Annotated in this window: 12 protein-coding genes; 9 read left to right on the top strand and 3 right to left on the bottom strand. The window is 37.1% G+C overall.

Annotation, left to right across the window (positions count from 1 at the left end; all coding sequences use genetic code 11):
- Positions 1-19 precede the first annotated feature (19 nt).
- The 5 genes from AC1PJP_RS02030 to AC1PJP_RS02010 all read left to right on the top strand — a co-directional run bounded on the left by AC1PJP_RS02030 (position 20) and on the right by AC1PJP_RS02010 (position 10,099).
- Positions 20-4,525, top strand: coding sequence for a translocation/assembly module TamB domain-containing protein (locus AC1PJP_RS02030; protein ID WP_049836994.1), 4,506 nt, complete (start codon positions 20-22; stop codon positions 4,523-4,525).
- Between the two features lie 321 nt (positions 4,526-4,846).
- Complete coding sequence (locus AC1PJP_RS02025; protein WP_479766439.1) at positions 4,847-6,082, top strand: lactonase family protein; 1,236 nt, start codon at positions 4,847-4,849, stop codon at positions 6,080-6,082.
- Between the two features lie 128 nt (positions 6,083-6,210).
- A complete protein-coding gene (locus AC1PJP_RS02020) occupies positions 6,211-6,573 on the top strand; it encodes a hypothetical protein (protein ID WP_004791531.1) in 363 nt (120 codons plus the stop codon).
- A 251-nt stretch (positions 6,574-6,824) separates the two neighbouring features.
- Positions 6,825-9,464 carry a bifunctional aconitate hydratase 2/2-methylisocitrate dehydratase gene (locus tag AC1PJP_RS02015; protein WP_004791533.1) on the top strand — a complete coding sequence of 880 codons (2,640 nt, stop codon included), beginning with the start codon at positions 6,825-6,827 and terminating at the stop codon, positions 9,462-9,464.
- A 53-nt stretch (positions 9,465-9,517) separates the two neighbouring features.
- Positions 9,518-10,099, top strand: a complete 582-nt coding sequence (locus AC1PJP_RS02010; RefSeq protein WP_151988553.1) for a hypothetical protein — start codon at positions 9,518-9,520, stop codon at positions 10,097-10,099.
- Between the two features lie 125 nt (positions 10,100-10,224).
- Here the strand turns inward: AC1PJP_RS02010 and AC1PJP_RS02005 are convergent, their stop codons facing one another.
- Positions 10,225-11,682 (bottom strand): DASS family sodium-coupled anion symporter, encoded by a 1,458-nt coding sequence (locus tag AC1PJP_RS02005; RefSeq protein WP_151768799.1) that lies wholly within the window; start codon positions 11,680-11,682, stop codon positions 10,225-10,227.
- Between the two features lie 661 nt (positions 11,683-12,343).
- Between AC1PJP_RS02005 and AC1PJP_RS02000 the strand changes: the two genes are divergently transcribed.
- Together AC1PJP_RS02000 and AC1PJP_RS01995 are read left to right on the top strand one after the other, a co-directional pair.
- On the top strand, positions 12,344-12,778 hold the full coding sequence (locus tag AC1PJP_RS02000; protein WP_198308631.1) for a hypothetical protein: 435 nt from the start codon (positions 12,344-12,346) through the stop codon (positions 12,776-12,778).
- 119 nt (positions 12,779-12,897) lie between these two features.
- Positions 12,898-13,881, top strand: coding sequence for an ion transporter (locus tag AC1PJP_RS01995; RefSeq protein WP_479766438.1), 984 nt, complete (start codon positions 12,898-12,900; stop codon positions 13,879-13,881).
- Positions 13,882-13,913: 32 nt separating this feature from the next.
- Here the strand turns inward: AC1PJP_RS01995 and AC1PJP_RS01990 are convergent, their stop codons facing one another.
- Positions 13,914-15,107, bottom strand: a complete 1,194-nt coding sequence (locus AC1PJP_RS01990) for an MFS transporter (RefSeq protein WP_447500031.1) — start codon at positions 15,105-15,107, stop codon at positions 13,914-13,916.
- Between the two features lie 242 nt (positions 15,108-15,349).
- Between AC1PJP_RS01990 and AC1PJP_RS01985 the strand changes: the two genes are divergently transcribed.
- Entirely contained in the window at positions 15,350-16,147 is a 798-nt protein-coding gene (locus AC1PJP_RS01985) for a DUF4198 domain-containing protein (protein ID WP_479766437.1), read from the top strand.
- Positions 16,148-16,433: 286 nt separating this feature from the next.
- Positions 16,434-17,354, top strand: coding sequence for a LysR family transcriptional regulator (locus AC1PJP_RS01980; RefSeq protein ID WP_002122195.1), 921 nt, complete (start codon positions 16,434-16,436; stop codon positions 17,352-17,354).
- A gap of 62 nt (positions 17,355-17,416) precedes the next feature.
- Here the strand turns inward: AC1PJP_RS01980 and AC1PJP_RS01975 are convergent, their stop codons facing one another.
- The gene (locus AC1PJP_RS01975; protein ID WP_479766436.1) at positions 17,417-17,869 is read right to left on the bottom strand and encodes a DUF441 domain-containing protein; all 453 of its coding nucleotides are present in this window, start codon (positions 17,867-17,869) and stop codon (positions 17,417-17,419) included.
- Positions 17,870-18,069: the final 200 nt, after the last annotated feature.

Raw genomic sequence — 18,069 nt, 5'->3', positions numbered from 1 at the left:
ATTTTATTAGGTTTATTTTATGGCGGATGTAGAACAGCAGCCAACTTCGGCACCTCGCTCACCTAAGAAGCGGCGCATTTTGCGTAGTTTCCTGCTGACGATATTGATCATATTTTTATTATTAGCGTCTTCGTTAGTCATCATGATGTCAACAGATCGCGGAAGTCGTTTTTTATTAGATCGGGTTTTAGAAGCTCAGAAAATAATTAAATATGAATACGAAGGCGGAAACTTACTGCGCGGAATTATTCTTAAGAATGTTTTGGTGCAATTAACGGAAGTTGATGTTTCATTAGACAGAGCTGACGTAGGCTTAGGTTGGCGCTCTTTATTATTAGAAAAAGAAGTGCATTTAAGCCATGCAGATGTGCGTAATTTACGTATTATTAATAAAACTCCGCCTTCTGGTAAGGCATTCGAATTTAAGCCAATTAAATTACCATTTGTTCTACGTGTCGATGAAGCTGATGTTGATCATTTAGAAATTAAGCTAGCAACCTCAGATGTAAATTTTCATGATGTACATTTGCAAGATGCACTTTGGTCAGAGACTAAACTGGAATTTGAAAAATCCAGTATGGATATGGGGTATCTTTCAGTCCACAATGCTACAGGAAAAATGGATTTCAGTGGTAAATATCCATTAGATGCTACAGCAGATTTAAGAATCCCATCTTTAAAAAGTTTAAATATTCAAAATATTAAAGTCGTAGCACGCGGAAGTTTAGATACTTTAAAAGCTGGGGTTGCAACAACAACTCCCGATTTGTTAACGGGTTGGGTGGTATTGCATCCTGTTCGTGATGAAGTTCCAATGCAAGGTGAGTTACTACTAAAAAATTACCACTTACCTTTATTGGTTGAACAAAAGCTATTTGCCAAAAATGGTGTGATCAAGTTTCAAGGTGATATTAAACAACTTAATTTGGCCGTTGATACAGATTTAAAAGGTGAGAATTTACCTGAAGGTCAATACAACGCTTTAATGAATACTGATTTGGTTCATCAGTTAAATATCACTGATTTTAATGGCCAAGTCATGAAAGGCGCTGTTAACCTGAAAGGTTTAGTCAGCTGGAAAGATCATGTTACTTGGGATATCAAAGGCCGTTTAGACCATATTAATCCGAAGGACAAAGCCATTCCTCAGGTTGTACAAGACTTTTTACCGCCAAGTTTAGATGCTGCTGTTGCCTCAACTGGTTCTTTGGAAAAAGGTACTGAAGTATTTGCTAACGTTGATTTTGACCGTTATGAGTCTTGGAAGCTTAAGTTTAATCAGGCCCCTGAAAAAAATAATAAACCTCAACCGATGCTCATGAATGTAGCTTGGACGAAAATAGATCGTGCAATGCCTTATATTGGGTGGTTAAGTAGTGACAGTGGTCAGGTCGATTTAACGTTACGTGATGGTCAGCAAGATATTAAAGTTGCAACAAAAGTATATCAGCATGAAAAAACTTTATTGCCAGCAGGACAATATCTAGCCAATCTGAATGTTAAAGATAATATTTTAAATGTTCCTAATTTTAGTTTTGCTGCTGAAAAAGGTAGCTTAACTGGTCAGGCTAAAGTGTTTCTTCCGACTGAAAAACGTCAGTTGGTTTGGAATGCATTATTAAATGCAAAAGATTTTAATCCACAAAGTATTCATGCGGCAGCACCTGTTAATCTTTTAAATGGTTCGATTAAAGCGAATGGTTTTGCTAAACCAAATCAGCAAATCATTCAATTTGAGAAAATTGATTTAACTGGTCGACTGGCTCAAGCAGGTCAAGAGACTGTTAGTTTGGGTGGGAAAAGTACTGCAGCACTATTATTCCATGATGTAAAAGCTGGTGGTGGCTTTAAAGGTTTTGCAGTTAATTATGATGGATCTTTAAAAGCCCTAAAACAGGCAAATGGTTTATTGAAGTTTTCTATAGCGGGCACACCAGATTTTATTCGAATTAACCAGTTACAGCATGATGGTGTCGCTGGGAAAATCTATGCAACAGGTTCTGTAAATTTGAAAGATCGCATTGCATGGGATATTAATAGTTCGTTGGTGCGCTTTAAACCTCAATATTTTACCTCAGCTGTAAAAGGTGAAATTTCAGGTAATCTGAAAACTCAAGGGGTTTGGTCAGATCATTTAAAACGAATTAATATTCAACAACTGAATCTTGCTGGCTTTATAAATAATAAGCCTGTTAGAGGTAAGGGGAATCTATCTTTATTGATGGACTCTAACCAAAACGGCTTTTTACCTCAGCAATTTGAAGCAAATAATTTATTTTTAGTGTATGGCCAGAATCAGCTACAAGCGACAGGTAATGCTCAAAATCTAAAAATCAAGCTCAATGCACCAGCACTTTACGAGTTATACCCAGGATTACGCGGTCGAGCTTATGGTGATCTGAATGTACAATCACAGCCACGTTTAAAAGCAACAGCAAATATTGCCGTAGATGATTTTGCTTTTAATACTTTAGTGAGCGTGAAGAGATTGAGTATTCAGGGTGAACTTCCAACATCGGAAACAACGCCAACTCAATTAACCGCAAAATTAGATAATTTACGTAGTGGAAATAGACAAATTCAGTCCGCTGAAGTGAATCTGACAGGAACAAGAAAAGCGCATTTATTGAAAGTACTTGGCAATAATAGTATTTCTAAGTTCTATGTTCAGTTAGCAGGTGGGTTTAACCAGAACAATGATTGGTTAGGTCAAATCCAAAAAGGTAGTTTTGATTCAAGACGTATTCGTCTTGCACAAAATCAAAATGCTCCGGTGATTTATTCTTCTGCAAGATCTGAGCTATATGTAGGTCAACATTGTTGGCAAAGTGCGAATAGCCAGCTCTGCTTTGATCAGCCAGTACGAGTAAGTAAGGCTCGCGGTAATATTTCGTTTGTAACCCAAAACATGGATTTAAGTGACTTCGCGGCATTTATGCCAGAAGGCTTGGCGATGACTGGGCAATTAAATGGTTATGCTAAGGCTGCGTGGGTAAATGGTGGACATCCAAAACTTGATGCACGTTTAATTACGCGTAAAGGTGAAATTGGTTTGGCTGCTGAAGATCCACAAGATCCTGCAACCACGCTGGCTTATGATGAGCTGGGTGTTATTGCAAAAAGTGTATCTGAAGGACTGTTATTCCGTGTTGATGTGAAAACACCTGATATTGGTACGGGTTATGCGAACGTCATTATCAATCCATTCCAGCCATCAATGCCAATGCATGGTGAAGTCGCATTTAATGATGTTCAATTAAAAGTCTTAAAACCATTTATTCAAGATGTCCGAAAGCTGAGTGGTACCTTAGCTTTAGCAGGTAAAGTCAACGGTACATTAACTCAGCCACAATTTACTGGTGAAATGCGTTTGAAAAATGGCGCAATCAGTATGATTTCGCTTCCAGTTAATTTAACGAATGTTCAGGTTTACTCATCAATTCGTCAGGACATGGCAACAATTGATGGTGCGTTTAACAGCGGTCAAGGTGTAGGGCTTTTAAAAGGTAGTTTTGAATGGAAAGATTCGCCACGTCTTCAATTAAACCTCAAAGGTGATAATTTACTTGTACGTCAGGCTCCGTTAATTACTGCAATTGCTAATCCAAACCTTACACTTGATATGTATCCTTTCGATAAGCGTTTAAGCTTAAAAGGATCGGTAGATGTTCCTCGTGCACGTATTTCAATGCCAGAAACAACTGCTCCAGTCATTAACACCTCATCAGATGTTCGCATAGTTCGACAAGGCCAAGATCCGCTTGCAATTTTACGAGCTGCTAAACCTTGGGATATTCGAGCTGATATTGCTGTTAATATTGGAAACCAAGTGATATTTCAAGGCTTCAATAGTAATATTCCATTAGTTGGTCGTTTAAATTTAAGCCAACGTGGCTACGAGACTGCAATGCGAGCGAATGGAGCAATTGGTGTCAGCCAAAAAGTGAAAATCGAAGCCTATGGACAAAGTCTAGATTTGAATCGAGCAATTGCGCGTTTTAATGGTCCATTGGCAAATCCGACTTTAGATATCGATGCAAACAAAAATGTTCAGGGTAGTATGGTTGGGGTACGTGTTACAGGTACTGCAACATCGCCGAACATTCAGGTTTACAATGATGCCGGACTATCTGAGCAAGAAGCATTGAACGCACTCGTTACGGGTCGTATTAATGAAGGTTCAAGTGGTTTAAGTAATGCAGAAGGATTTAAGTCCGATGTAAATAACACCATTGCTGCTGCAGGGATTAGTATGGGCTTGGGTGGTACACGTGCTTTAACGAATCAGATTGGACGTACTTTCGGTTTGAGTGGCTTAGCTCTAGATGCACAAGGTACGGGTGAAGATACGCAGGTGAGCTTAACGGGTTATATCACACCTGATCTATTTATTCGTTATGGTGTTGGCGTATTCACTCCAGTGAACAAACTGACTTTACGTTATCAAATGAATCGACGTTTATACTTAGAAGCAAGTCAGTCTTTAGAAAGAGCGATCGATCTTTTCTATAACTGGCGTTTCTAGTAGATGGAAATTAAACATTAGAAAGTACCTTTGTACCTATAATGATTTGATTAGTCTCAAGTAATAATGAAATAAAAGCTCACTTCTTAGTGGGCTTTTATTTTAAACATTTCTATAGGATTTAAAAAAAATTGAATATTTATCGATATAGAATATCGATTCTCTTAAAAAGAACCAAAGCTTGCAGAGGCTTTTAATTAAAGAAAACTCACTTGAAAATTACTATTTTATAAATTAGTTTTCAGAATCATTAAATGAAACTAAATTGATAATACCTTGCTGATAAGTGCAAATAAGGTGGTTTTTCCCAAGGATATAGCAGTGAAAATAGATACTTCTGTTGAAATTAAATATGACAAGGAAAACGATACAAATATTAAATATCGTGGGTTAATTCAAAAACTAACAGCAACATTGTCGATGACGCTTTTGTCATTTGGATGGGGCTCTACCGTAAATGCTGCACAACAACAAATTGCTTTGGTAGGAACATGGACATCGATCCCTAACGCACCACTTGCGCAAAAACCAAAACAAGCCAGTGAAGGTTTGTACCAGCTTAAAGTGAATAGCGACGGAACCTTAACTCCTGTTAGTGTCTTGAAAATGAAAAGCCCTTCTTGGATTGTGAAATCGAAAGATGGCCGCTTTGCCTATACCACTAATGAAGAAAATGAAGGGGCGGTGACTGCATTATCAATTCAAAATGGAAAGGTGGATGTGTTGAACACAGTGGATAGCCATGGTGGACATCCAACACATGCATCAATCAGTTTAGATGGTAAATTCCTATTTGTGTCGAACTATTCAGCATTTGATAAAGGTCGTGGTGGGGTAGCTGTTTTTCCAATTTTGCCAAACGGCCATTTAGGTGAAAAAGTACAAAATATTGTTTTTAGCGAGGGTTCTGGTCACGTCAAAGGTCGGCAGGACAGTGGTCATGCGCATTCGACCACATTTAGTCCAGATGGTAAGTATCTATATGCAAGCGATCTTGGAAATGACAAAGTCTATACTTTTCACTATAACCCGAATAAACCTCAACCACTCCAAGCAGACAATAGCCGAGATGTGACTTTTAGGCATGGTTCTGGCCCACGTCATATGGTCTTTTCACCAAATGGCAAACATGCGTACGTTACCGCAGAAATGCGAAGCGAAATTGTGACATTTAATGTGCAAGATGGTCATTTGAAAAAAGTGGCTGAGTTAAAACTAATTCATGAAGATAAAACACCTGAATTTAAGAGCGCGAGTGGAATTATTCTTAGTCCAAATGGCAAATATGTGATTGCTGCTAACAGAGGGGCAGACAATAAACTTTTGGTATTTAAAATTCAGCAGAATGGATTACTAGCTAAACCAGTAGTTTATAAGGCCAATGGTATTGAACCACGTGCTTTTTCATTCGATGCATCGGGTAAATATCTGTATGTAACCAATGTTTATAGTAATAATATTAGCTTGTTCCGTTTTGATGCCAACAAAGGCACCTTAAAACCCGCTGGTGATGCAGCAAAAATATCAACACCGACTGATATCAAATTTTTTAATTAACTCAAACTCGCATTTCTAATGCTTGATATAAAAAAAGACCGAGGGGAAATCATCTCGGTTTTTTTGACTGTTTTTGCAAAAATGATGATTTTCCGTATGATATGGGCAGCAATAATTAGTGTAGTGAAATGATGAAAAAGATTTTATTGATTGCAGTGAGTTTATTTTTTGTTGGTTGTTCAGAGAAGAAGCCATTAACACCTGAAGAGCAATGGCATGGCTTTTGTACTAGCGTAGGAAATGCGGCTAGAAGCATTGTTTTTGATCGTCAGCAAGCAATTGAAAAAACTCAGGCCGTTGAGCATGCAAATAAAATTGAAGATGACATTACCAAAAAGTTCATTCTTAATATTATTGACAAAGTCTATGCGATTCCAAAAGAAGAATTAACTCAAGATTCTCAAGCACTCCAAGAAAAAGTTAGAAAGCAAGCGATGGATGAATGTTTGATAACGCCTCATGACAAAATGCCAAAATATAAATCGTTCTAATTGTGTAAGGTTATTGAATTTCCTCTCTTGAGGGGTGTTTTTGCTCAAAAACAATCCAAATTTGGCTAATTTGTTCGTTATTTATACATGGGTATTTAGATACAAAATAATGGGCATCACGGAGAAACACCCCGTTTTCATTAACTTTTACCTTGAACTCTAGTAAACTTTTGTAGTCCATATTACTTGTGAAGCTTTTTAAGAAAGCTGGAATTTGCAAGTAATTTTTCAAAAAAAGAGGAATGAACACCGTGCTAGAAGCTTACCGCCAACACGTTGAAGAACGTGCCGCACTCGGAGTCCCACCGAAGCCACTTGATGATGCTCAAACAGCTCAGCTTGTTGAACTATTAAAAAATCCACCAGCAGGCGAAGAAGCGTTCTTGGTTGATTTGCTTGAAAACCGTGTTCCTGCAGGTGTTGACCAAGCAGCTTACGTAAAGGCAGCGTTCTTGGCAGCGATTGCAAAAGGCGAAGCAACTTCACCACTCGTTTCTAAAGAACGTGCAGTTTACTTACTTGGTACAATGCTTGGTGGTTACAACGTAGCACCACTTGTTGAGCTTCTTGACGATGCTGAACTTGCAAACCTAGCTGCTGAAGCATTAAAGAAAACACTTCTTGTATTTGATGCATTCCATGACGTAGCAGATAAAGCAAAAGCTGGTAACGCTGCAGCTAAAGCTGTTTTACAATCTTGGGCAGAAGCAGAATGGTTCACTAGCCGTCCTGATGTTCCAGAAGAAATCAAAATCACTGTGTTCAAAGTAACTGGTGAAACAAATACTGATGACTTGTCTCCAGCTCAAGATGCTTGGAGCCGTCCAGATATCCCATTACATGCAAATGCAATGTTGAAAAACGAGCGTGATGGTATCAACCCTGAAAAACCAGGTGAAGTTGGTCCATTAAGCCAAATCAAAGAACTCATCGCGAAAGGCAACCAAGTTGCTTATGTTGGTGACGTTGTTGGTACAGGTTCTTCTCGTAAATCTGCAACTAACTCTGTACTTTGGTTCTTCGGTGACGAACTTCCACATATTCCAAACAAAAAAGATGGTGGTGTGTGCTTAGGTTCTAAAATCGCTCCAATTTTCTTTAATACAATGGAAGACGCAGGTGCATTACCTGTAGAAATCGACGTTGCTAACATGAACATGGGCGACGAAGTTGTATTGAAAATTGACCACGCTGCTGCAAAAGTTACTGCTTTTAAAGATGGCGTACAAATTTCAGAAGCAGAACTTAAAACTCCAGTACTTTTAGACGAAGTACGTGCTGGTGGTCGTATTAACTTGATCATTGGTCGTGGTTTGACAACTAAAGCACGTGAAGAATTAGGTCTTGCACCTTCTACATTGTTCCGTACACCTGTACAACCTGCTGACACTGGCAAAGGCTTCACGCAAGCTCAGAAAATGGTTGGTCGTGCATGTGGTTTAGCTGAAGGTCAAGGTATCCGTCCGGGTACTTACTGTGAACCTAAGATGACTACAGTTGGTTCTCAAGATACAACTGGTCCTATGACTCGTGACGAGTTAAAAGACTTAGCTTGCTTGGGCTTCTCTGCTGACTTGGTAATGCAGTCTTTCTGTCACACTGCTGCGTATCCAAAACCAGTTGACGTAACAACTCACCATACATTACCTGACTTCATCATGAACCGTGGTGGTGTATCTTTACGTCCAGGTGACGGTATTATCCACTCTTGGTTAAACCGTATGTTACTTCCAGATACAGTAGGTACTGGTGGTGACTCACATACTCGTTTCCCAATCGGTATTTCTTTCCCAGCGGGTTCTGGTCTTGTTGCGTTCGCAGCTGCAACTGGTGTTATGCCACTTGACATGCCAGAGTCTGTACTTGTTAAGTTCAAAGGTAAAATGCAACCTGGTATCACTTTACGTGACCTTGTACATGCAATTCCTTACTACGCAATTCAAGCGGGTGACTTAACTGTAGAGAAGAAAGGTAAGAAAAACATCTTCTCTGGTCGTATCCTTGAGATCGATTTGTCAGAAATGGAAAATGACTTGACTGTTGAGCAAGCATTCGAACTTTCTGATGCATCTGCTGAACGTTCTGCTGCTGGCTGTTCAATCACACTTTCTGAAGAGAAAGTTGCTGAATACTTACGTTCTAACATCACCATGTTAAAGTGGATGATCGCAGAAGGTTATGGCGATGCTCGTACAATGGCGCGCCGTGCTGAAAACATGCAGAAGTGGTTAGACAACCCAAGCTTGTTAAAAGCTGATGCTGATGCAGAATACTTAAAAGTTTACGAAATCGATCTTGCTGACATCAAAGAACCAATTCTTTGCTGCCCGAACGATCCAGACGACGCGAAACTTCTTTCTGACGTTCAAGGCGACAAAATTGATGAAGTATTCATCGGTTCTTGTATGACGAACATCGGTCACTTCCGTGCAGCTGGTCAGTTACTAGATAAAGTACCTGGTGGTTCATTGTCTACTCGTTTATGGTTGGCTCCACCAACTCGTATGGACGAGCACCAATTAATGGAAGAAGGCTTGTATAACATCTATGGTCGTGCTGGTGCGCGTACAGAGATGCCAGGCTGTTCATTATGTATGGGTAACCAAGCACGTGTAGCGCCGAACACAACATGTGTATCGACTTCTACTCGTAACTTCCCGAACCGTTTAGGTCAAGGTGCAAACGTTTACTTAGCGTCTGCTGAGCTTGCATCAGTAGCTGCGGTTCTTGGTAAATTGCCAAGCCCAGAAGAATATCAACAGTACGCGTCGCAAATCGACAGCGCTTCTGCTGACATCTACAAATACTTAAACTTCGACAAGATGAGCGAATATACTAAAGAAGCTGATCAAGTTGATACTAAGAAAATCCAAGCTGCTCAATTGACTTAATTTGTTGATTTAGCTAAAAATAAGGGCTGATTAATCAGCCCTTATTTTTTATAATGAAAAGCATTTTAAATATAGAAAAAAATATTTTTGAATTAGAAAATATTTTGAATAAAAAACAAAAAATTGAAGAGTTGGAAAGCTCAATTCAGCAATTATTCTCCATAATATTAAAAGATTACCCTTATCTAAAATTACCGACGTTTTCAATAATTCCAACAAGGGCTCTAGAGTTTATTGTTTGGTATCAAGACCCAAATGCCATTACTGAAACCTTATTAATTAAGCAAAATAGTTTTACTGCCTATTTATGGAGATGTGATGATGGAAAATGGTATTTAGATGATTTATATTCTGAACCGCGCGAAATCGCCTCTAAATTAATCAAAAATATACCTGTCTTTTATTCAATTCCTGAGAATCCTAAAGAGGTGAAGCATTTACTTGAAATTGGAATAATGCATTTTAACGAGATTTTATTTCCCATTTTTTCAAACAGAACATTAGAGGACAGTAGAGAAGTATTGACATGGGATGATCACTTTTTATTAGTGGGTACCCAATTGACCAATCTTAAACTTTATAGTCATGAAGAGTGGAATGCCTTGATCGATAGAGAGAATTCTTATTTAAATTAAAATTAGGCAAAAGATTTTTAAGATTAAGAGATATCTATACTGATGGTAATATTATTTATACATTGGCATTTAAATTTAGAGAAACATTCCTATTAACATAACAATGTTCCTCCATATTTATAAAATCACCAATAACCCAACACTTTCCACCAAAGTCCGCCAATCACCACAAAGATGATGATATTAACCACGCTCATGACAAAGCCAGCTTTCCACCATTCACCAAGTGTGGTGTAGCCTGAGCCAAACACAACAGGGGAAGTGCCAGTCGCATAATGGGTTAAGGTCATCATGATGCTAGAAGCTGCTGCCATCATTAAAGCAAAGAGCATTGGCGGTGCACCAAGTGCAAGTCCTGCCGTATAAAAGGCTGCAAACATAGCGGTAATATGCGCCGTGGTGCTAGCAAACATATAATGTGCATACAGATAAGCAAGCATTAATAATAGACAAGCAGGCATCCAGCTTAGACCTAAATGACCAATACTAGTTTCTAAAACACTCGAGAACCACGTGATTAAACCAAGCTTATTTAAATAAGTTGCCATCATGACTAATGCTGCGAACCAAGTAATTGTATCCCATGCGTTCTTTTGCGTAAGAATATCATCCCAAGTTAAAACACCTGTAAGTAGCAATAATCCTAAACCAATAAAAGCAGTCGTCGTTGGGTCAACAGCCCAAGCAGAGCCCAAAATCATGGCGGGAATCCCTGCCCATAGCATCAATAAAATACCGAATACACCAAGCATGATGATTTCATTTTTACTGACTGGGCCCATTTCTTTTAATTTAGTTTTAGCAAATTGAGCTGCATTAGGCGTTTCTTTGACTTCGGGTGGATACATCAAATACATAATCAAAGGCATAATAATTAAAGCAATCAAACCAGGTAATAACATCGCCAATGCCCAAGTGCTCCAACTTAATGAAATTTCACTATTGGTCGCCTTTGCCACTAAATCAACTACTAATGGGTTAGGGGCAGTTGCCGTAATAAACATTGCAGAGGTAATCGGGTTGGCTTGGTAGTTAACCAATGACAGATATTTTCCCATCCGACCTTCGGTACCTTTAGCAGGATCAGAATCATAACTAGTAGAAATTGCCAGTACAATCGGATGAATTATTCCACCACCACGAGCCGTATTGCTTGGAGTTACAGGGGCGAGAATGAGTTCTGAAAGTACCATGCTATAGCCAATCCCAATGGTTTTCTTGCCCCAAACTGCGATAAATAAATAGCCTAACCTTGCACCCAATCCAGTTTTTTGCAAACCTTTAGAGATCATAATGGAGATACCAATCAACCAGATGAGTGGGTTAGCAAAGCTACTAAGAGCATCTTGAATTGCACCGCTTGGGCTCGTGTTAGTCACACCAGTAATAGCGACTAAAGTGATTGCAATAATGGCAATGGCACCAATTGGCATCGCTTTACCGATGATTGCGGCAATTACACCGACAAACATCGCTAACAAATGCCAAGCATCAGGATCAACACCATTTGGTACAGGAATAACGAACCAGATTAACAATGTAATAAATAAAGAAATAAGTGTAGGGAGGGCTTTAAATCCCATGTAATTTCCCCTTGTTTTCGTATGATTAAAAATTAAAGTTCTTTATGAGTAAATCGCTAAAGACATAAGTATTAAAGTTCTATTATCGATTAAATGATTCAAGAATTCAAAAAATCACAAGCAATAAGTACTAGCCTTCATTTCTATGAAAAACGTCATTCTTTTAAGTTAAATATTTCTTAATTTAAACCTAAATTATTAAGTTTTACTGAACTTTTAACTCTGAAATGGATGTCAGAATGATAAATTCTCTGTATAGATATCAGTCTAATAAATAGTACTTAGTATGGTTAATTTTAAAAAAAGCTATAAAGATATCTAATTAAATTAATATATTCTAATACTAATTTTTAGAAAATATTAAAGATCAAAAAATAAATTATATATCTAGATTAAGATATAACTGATGTAAAAAATTATTAAATAAAATAACTTAGATATAATATTGGATAAAAATTGGTCTTTCTGAGTTGTTGATTTTATTGAAAGCGTGAAATGAGTCATGAGTTTGTTTAAAAACGTTAAATATATCATTTTAAAATTTGATATATATAAAATTGAATATAGTAGTAGTAATTAACTGGTTTTTTGTTTTAAAATAATTAAACGAACTTAAAAATAATTAAAAAAAATATGGGTGTTTTATATAGGGAATTTGAGAATGCTAAAGACAATAGTTGAATTTAAATTTGATGATTATCAACTATATGAACAAAAAATACACTCCAACGAAGGAGGAGTTTTAGTTCAAAAAACTGAAGACATCGCGCAATATATTTTTAGTATATTGAGAAATAGATATCATTTAAATGTAGAACTATATAGTGAAAATTGGGGATGGCAAATTGAAATTCCATTGCCTGAAATAACGATGTATCTGGGAATAAGTGTCTATGAAGAATATAGAAATGGATTCGCAATTTTTATTTCACCGAATACACCTATTTTAAGAAAGTTTTTATTTCGAAAAATTGATATTACCCATCATATTATGGTGCTGCAAAATTATATAAATATTATCTTAAAATCACATCCAGGAATCTATGATGTGATGTGGTGGAAAGAAAATGAATTCCGATGTGTAGCGGCGAGCTAAAGTAGAAAAATATAAAATTTTAATTACCGAAGCGTGTTAAGGAAAATTTATTAAAGACTATATTGGTGAATAGACAGTGAGAGCTTACTATATCTTCAATATCAAGTGGTCAGATCAATATGCAAAATTCAGCGTTGAAGGGATTGCGTAAGTTTTTCTATAATAATCTTCATAATCATGACTATGAAACTACGGTAAGTAGATGTATTAATTATTTTTTAGTTGTTTTAATTGTTGGTAATGTTGCTGCCGTTTTATTAGAAACAGTAAATGATTTGTACACAAGCTATCGTGTTTGGTTCGACTATTTTGAAGTTATTTCAATTGCAATTTTTAGTATTGAATATTTATTAAGATTGTGGAGTGTTGCAGATCGAGATACGACACAATCTGCATGGAAAATTCGCTTGAACTGGATGAAAAGCGGGGAGGCAATTATTGATTTGATGGCAATTTTACCTGCCTATCTCAATTTCTTTGTACGAATTGATCTTCGTATGCTCAGAATCTTACGTTTACTACGCTTATTAAAATTAACGCGGTATTTTATCTCACTACAGATATTGTTATGCGTGATCAAACGTGAGAAAGGTTCTTTTCAGGCTGTTATCTTTATTTTAATCATTATGATTATTATGACCGCTTCTGGAATTTATGTGGTTGAAAACAAGGCTCAGCCAGAAGCTTTTAGTTCAATACCTAAATCTATGTGGTGGGCTGTAGTGACTTTAACCACAGTGGGTTATGGCGATGTAACACCAGTGACAAGTTTAGGAAAGTTATTGGGGGCACTCATTACAATTTTGGGTGTTGGTATTGCAGCTTTACCAGCTGGTATTTTGGCATCGGGGCTTGCAAATGAACTTAACCAGCGTAATCAACGTCTAGAGCAAGAATTTCGTGAATTACTTCAAGTACGAGGTATTGATATTTTACATGATGAAGTTGAAATAGAACGAATCCGTCAAAAAGTAGGTCTACCCAAAGAGCAAGCGCATAACCTGATTGTTCAAATTATGCGAGAAAAAGTATTAGAGCAAGAAGAGTTCGTTAGAGAGAAAAAATGTTATTGCCCACACTGTGGCGGAAAGCTAACTGATTAGAAATAACAAGTTAGCATCTTCTTTGATTAAATTTACTTACTGGCTTTTTCAACAGCAAATGCAATAAGTAAAATGATAAGACCACCGAGACTCAAAACAAAACCTACCCAGATTGGCGCGATCCAACCCATTTGGTGGCTGAGTACCCATCCACCTAAAAATGCACCTAATGCATTGGCCATATTAAAGGCAGAGTGGTTAAGTGATGCTGCTAATGTTTGGGCATCGCCTGCAACATCCATTAGGCGGGTTTGCAAAGCTCCGCCTAATCCCATTACAGTGAGACCAATCAAAAATAATGAAGCAATAGCACTATAGATATTACTCATTAAGAAACTAGCAACAACAAAAGCGATTGCTGAACTAATTAATACACCTACAATCGTTTTGTTTAGGTTTTTATCTGCAAGCCATCCTGCTGCTAAGCCACCAATAACCATACCGATACCCCAGATAGCTAAAGCGATAGGGACAATTTGGATATTAACTTTTGTATATTCAGTCAAAATTGGTGAGACATAGCTATAAACAGAAAACATGCCTCCAAAACCGATAGCACCTACCGCTAGTGTTAACCACATATTGATATTTTTAAGACCAGCTAATTCTGTTTTTATACTCGCAGTAGCTTGGACTGGAATATTGGGTACAAAGAAACCGACAGCAATTAAAGTAACGAATGCAATGGTTGCTGAAAACTCAAAACCAGCTCTCCAGCCAAAATTTTGACCTAACCACGTTGCGAGAGGAACACCAATTACAGTTGCCACTGTAAGACCCATCATCATTTGGGCAACCGCAGAAGCTCTTCTTGATGGACCCGCTAGTTCTGCTGCAACTAAGGCACCGACTCCAAAATATGCTCCGTGTGGTAAACCTGCAATGAAACGTGAGATTAAGACAGTTTCAGGTGTATGAGCTAAAGCAGTACAGGCATTAGCTACACCATAAAAAAGCATTAAGCCGAGTAATAAAGTTTTTCTCGGAACTTTGGCTCCGAGAATAGCAATGATAGGAGCACCAATAACTACACCCAATGCATAGGCACTAATAAAATGGCCAGCTTCAGGTACTGTAATATTTAAATTATTTGCAATTTCCTGAATCAGTCCCATTGCGACGAATTCGGTAGTTCCAATACAAAAACCACCTACAGCGAGTGAGAAAATTGCTAAAAAGAGAGAATAGTGTTGATGTGTAGAAAGGGGAGATTGCGGGGACGCCATAATAAGTTAAGGGGAAACTCAAAAAAGGGAAGTATAAGGGAAAAGAGAACAAAATAATAAAAAACTGAAATATTGAGAAAATGATTACGTATTTAAATGAGGTAAATTTAAGCCTTCACGTTTTGGTTTATAAATAATAAAAAATAACGAATGATAATAAGAATTATTTTTATTTGTGTATACTGTATTCGCTTATATTTTGTCTGATTTTTTCACTTTGCATACAACAGGATTTTGTAATAATGAATAGATTTCTAATGACGTCACTTGCATTGATATGTACAACGGGCTTTGCTCATGAACCTTATGTAGCGCCTGTAGCTTATAAAACTGACCAGACTCAAGTACCTGTAATTGCTGGTTATGCTGAAGAAGCATTAAATAGTGAATATCCTTTAAAGGATGCCAAGCTTACTGTAATTACACCTAAAAATGAGCTTAAAACCGTTAACTCAGAAGCTGTGCATAAGTCTGTAACTGTTTTTGATATAGATCTACCTGAAGAAGGTACATACATTGTTCAAACTCAGACGAGTTACCCTTTAAAATATGTATTTGACCAAAAAGAATGGCATCTATTTTTTGATATGCCAGCTGATAAAGCTCCACCGAAAGCAGAACGTGAATATTTGATTCCGACTGACCTTAAAACAAAAACAATTAAAACAGAACAAGTAACACGTGAGTGGATATTGCAGAGTTATCTTTCTAAGGGAAAAATTTCAGATATTCAGCTTCCTAATACACCGATTAAAGTTAGTTTTTCTGTGCATCCAAACCAGATTAAAGCTGCTCAACCAGTTAAATTAGCTATAACTGAAAAGGGCCAGCCTTTAGCTTATGCTGAAGTTAATGTAAGAGAAAAAGGTGCAACTGACAAACAAGTGCAGCAGTTTAAGGCTGAAAAGAATGGTCAGGTTGAGCTTAGATTTCCAAAGGCTGGAGAGTACTTAGTAGAAGTAACAGCTCCCCTAAACTTGAAAGTAAAACCTAAAAACCAGAGTTATACGATTATTAGCTTAAATGTATTAGCACAATAGTTTTTAGTTTTTTATAAAAATAGACCTAATAAAGGTCTATTTTTGTCTTATGCTTTTTAACCACTTTAAAAACTTTATGAAATCGTTTTAATTTCCCTTCATTTTTGAAGATACCTAAATTCATCCCATGTAAAAATAGTGAAATAAAATTCATGTTGAGACAAACTAACTAATTTTGTGTTAAAGTGAATAAAATTCATTAATGAAGATTTGTCGAAAATTTTATGGAAAAGCAAACATGAGCTTTACCCATTTATAGATAAATCTCTTTTTTAGGCTTGGGCCCATGTTAGAAATACGCCACCTTAAAACTCTAGTTGCTTTACGCGAGCATGGTTCATTAGTTTCGGCAGCAAATGACCTTTGTTTAACGCCATCTGCCATTTCCCATCAATTAAAAGAATTAGATCATTGGTATGGGGTAGAGGTTGTTAATCGTCGAAGCAGACCTGTTAGTTTTTCTAATGTTGGACAGCGCTTATTAAAGTTAGCCGATGATGTTTTGCCCCAAATTCAGATTACCCACAGTGATATCACGCGTATTGTGCATGGACAGACAGGCAGAATTATTTTTTCATCGGAATGCCATAGTTGTTTTGACTGGTTAATGCCTTTATTAAATCAGTATCGCCAGCAATACCCAGATGTCGATTTAGACTTCGCTTCAGGTTTTGAAGCCAATCCGCATGAACTCTTACAAAATGCAGAATTTGATTTACTGATTACAGCTGACCCAATTGCTTTAAAAGGAATTGAGTATTTTCCAATTTTCGAATACGAATCACGTTTAGTCTTATCAAATACGCATCCTTTGGTACGAGCTGAAAATATTACAGTTCAAGAGTTGGCCGAAGAAGTTTTAATTACTTATCCGGTTGATAAGCACCGTTTAGATATTATGTCTAAACTTTTCATTCCTGCGAATATTCAGCCTAAACAAATACGAACAACAGATTTAACCCAAATGCTTATTCAACTTGTTGCAAGTGGACGAGGTATTGCTGCTTTACCTGATTGGGTGGTAAATGAATATGAACAAAAGGGCTGGGTCACAAGCCGTCGTTTAGATTGTGTTTCTCCTACAGGTTTAAGACGTACTTTATATGCGGGTTATCGAACTGAAGAAAAAGAGAAAAGTTATTTTGAAGGATTTTTAAAGCAGTTAGAAAAGTTCTCTTTAAAACGAAATGCCTATTATTCTGGCTAAAAATAAAAATTTAGCCTAAGTGTTAGAAAGGTGCTTAATTGCACCTTTTTTATATCGACTTCTTATTTACCAATAAATAAAGAGAGTAAGCCTGCTGCAATCAGAGGACCGACTGGTACACCACGCAGTAAAGCAACACCAGCAACCGTACCAATCAGTAAACCTGCCACCACATCAGGTTCGCTTGACATTAGTTTTACTCCACGACCACCCAACCAAGCGACTAATAAGCCAATTGCAATAGCCAAAAGTGATTTAAAACTAACAAATGACTTTAAAATACTCTCCCCACTGAGCTTCCCACTGGCAATGGGAGTAAGTACACCAATCGTTAAAATAAGAATTCCTAAATTAAGACCGTGAGCTTGAATATAGGGGAAAAACTCATTTAAAGGCGTAATTTTAACGACAATGAGCACACCAGCTGCAATCGTTACAGCTGCATTTTGACTTAATAAGCCGCAAATTAAGAGAACGAGTAGAACAACTAAATTAACATCAAATTGGGCAAGCATGGGGAGTGCGGAGGAAGTAAATAAATGGAATTGTATAATATTTAAGACAGGTAATGTGAACGCTTTAAAAGATATAGCCGATTTTAAATCTTATTTTTAAGAATAAATGATTGTATATCTCTCAATCCTAAAGAGTTTTAATTTCTGGTTACGCTTGGAAACAATGTTATATAAATTAACAAGTTAAAAATTTTAGTTTT

The organism is Acinetobacter sp. V116_7 (genome assembly GCF_056735735.1).
Note: the sequence above shows the minus strand (reverse complement) of the source record. Positions and strands in the feature narration are given on the sequence as shown.

Bases quoted from the DNA above. Each gene is read 5' to 3' on its own strand.
- AC1PJP_RS01995 (WP_479766438.1), top strand. From the start codon at position 12,898: ATGCAAAATTCAGCGTTGAAGGGATTGCGTAAGTTTTTCTATAATAAT.
- AC1PJP_RS02000 (WP_198308631.1), top strand. From the start codon at position 12,344: ATGCTAAAGACAATAGTTGAATTTAAATTTGATGATTATCAACTATAT.
- AC1PJP_RS01990 (WP_447500031.1), bottom strand. From the start codon at position 15,107: ATGGCGTCCCCGCAATCTCCCCTTTCTACACATCAACACTATTCTCTC.
- AC1PJP_RS01985 (WP_479766437.1), top strand. From the start codon at position 15,350: ATGAATAGATTTCTAATGACGTCACTTGCATTGATATGTACAACGGGC.
- AC1PJP_RS01980 (WP_002122195.1), top strand. From the start codon at position 16,434: ATGTTAGAAATACGCCACCTTAAAACTCTAGTTGCTTTACGCGAGCAT.
- AC1PJP_RS02020 (WP_004791531.1), top strand. From the start codon at position 6,211: ATGATGAAAAAGATTTTATTGATTGCAGTGAGTTTATTTTTTGTTGGT.
- AC1PJP_RS02010 (WP_151988553.1), top strand. From the start codon at position 9,518: ATGAAAAGCATTTTAAATATAGAAAAAAATATTTTTGAATTAGAAAAT.
- AC1PJP_RS02030 (WP_049836994.1), top strand. From the start codon at position 20: ATGGCGGATGTAGAACAGCAGCCAACTTCGGCACCTCGCTCACCTAAG.
- AC1PJP_RS02005 (WP_151768799.1), bottom strand. From the start codon at position 11,682: ATGGGATTTAAAGCCCTCCCTACACTTATTTCTTTATTTATTACATTG.
- AC1PJP_RS01975 (WP_479766436.1), bottom strand. From the start codon at position 17,869: ATGCTTGCCCAATTTGATGTTAATTTAGTTGTTCTACTCGTTCTCTTA.